General features: G+C 65.0%; 2 protein-coding genes. Both read left to right on the top strand.

All coding sequences use genetic code 11. The features are described 5' to 3' along the window. A partial coding sequence (locus AB0J58_RS44940) for a glycosyltransferase (RefSeq protein ID WP_364227961.1) occupies positions 1–537 on the top strand: 537 nt, incomplete at its 5' end. A gap of 200 nt (positions 538–737) precedes the next feature. Further along, entirely contained in the window at positions 738–1,604 is an 867-nt protein-coding gene (locus AB0J58_RS44935) for a glycosyltransferase (RefSeq protein ID WP_364227958.1), read from the top strand. Positions 1,605–1,630: the final 26 nt, after the last annotated feature.

Here is a 1,630-nt window from a genome sequence, read left to right as displayed (position 1 = left end):
GTTGTCGTGCTCCCACGAAGGGATGTCTCCTTCCCCGCCCTCGATACAGAGTTATGTACCTTTTTGTTACCTCTGTCTAGTTTGGCAGGGAGGGAAGCGGAAGGCGAGCACCCGCTGACCGCAGCTCGATGTCTCGGAATCGACGATCACGTCTACTTCGTCGGCTGGCGCGACCATGATGAGCTTCCCGATGGTCTCAACTGCGCCGATCTCATGGTCGCCCCCGCCGTCAACGAGAGCTTCGGCATGGTCTACATCGAGGCCGCCGCCTGCGGCACGCCGCCGATCGCGACGAACACGGGAGGTCCAGCGGGCATCATCACCGGTTGCGGCAGCTGTGCCGATGGCTGGCTCGTGAAGCCCGACAACGTCACCGATCTGGTCGAGACTCTTTCCGCGGCCCTGGCCGACCCCGCGGAGCGAGCCCGGCGGGCGGCCAACGCGGCGCGGCACATACACCGCTCCTACAGCTGGGCTGCCGTGGCCGACCGCTACCAGCGGTTGTACGAGGAAGCCGTGCACGGCAGACACGGGTGAGCACCATGGGAGCCGCTCCTACGGTGCCACTCGGATTTATGTTAACGACAAGCGATCTGAACATGGCCACAAAGCAACAGCCCAGTTAGAAGGCGCTGTACGATCACGCTGGCATGGCCTTCCAGCCTTCCAACCTTCGAGGCGGCCGGCGGCGACATGCCCGTCCTCCGCCCGGTTCCCCGCTGATGAGAGAGGTACGCATGCCGTACGAGGACCACGGGGCTCTCATCTCGCCCGCGAATGTGAGAATCGGAGTGGTCATCCTCACGATGGGCGACCGGTTGGCCGAACTCACCGCGCTCCTGGACTCCGTCGAGGCGCAATCCGGGCCGACGATGCGGATCGTGGTCGTCGGCAACGGCACCCGGCTGGGGCGACTGCCTGCAGGAGCCGAGGGCCTGGAACTGCGGGAGAACCGGGGAATCTCCGGCGGACGCAACGCCGCGCTCGCCGTTCTCCGCGACCATGGGGACATCGACGTCGTCATGTATCTGGATGACGACGGGCTCCTGCCGCGTTCCGACACCGCCGACACGATTCGCCACCTGTTCGCTCACAGCTCCGACTTGGGCATCGTCAGTTTCCGCATTGCGGATGAGACCGGCTATACGCAGCGCCGCCACGTTCCCCGGCTCCGTACCGGTCAACCGCTGCGCGCCTCGGAGGTCACCACGTTCCTCGGCGGCGGCAACGCCATCCGCATGGCGGTGGTGGACGATATCGGTACCTGGCCGGAGTCGTTCTTCTACGCGCACGAGGAAACCGACGTCGCATGGCGGGCGCTGGACGCGGGCTGGCGCATCGAATACCGCCCCGAACTGGTGTTGCAGCACCCTCGGACCTCTCCGACACGCCATGCCGTGTACTTCCGTATGGTCGCCCGCAACCGCGTCTGGCTGGCCAGACGCCACCTGCCCGCAGCTCTGATACCGATCTACCTTGCCACTTGGACCGTGATTACCGTCGTCCGCAGACCTCCTTTGGCCGGGCTCCGAGCGTGTTCACGTCCTGGGAGATGGTGTGCGGGTGATCAAGCCCTGGTGCTGGCACGGGTGAGATCCATGTGACAAGAGACGGCCACTTCGTAATCCTT

Origin of the sequence: Streptosporangium sp. NPDC049644, assembly GCF_040675205.1 — a bacterium.
Classification (GTDB): Bacteria; Actinomycetota; Actinomycetes; order Streptosporangiales; family Streptosporangiaceae; genus Streptosporangium; species Streptosporangium fukuiense.
Note: the sequence above shows the minus strand (reverse complement) of the source record. Positions and strands in the feature narration are given on the sequence as shown.

Bases quoted from the DNA above. Each gene is read 5' to 3' on its own strand.
- AB0J58_RS44935 (WP_364227958.1), top strand. From the start codon at position 738: ATGCCGTACGAGGACCACGGGGCTCTCATCTCGCCCGCGAATGTGAGA.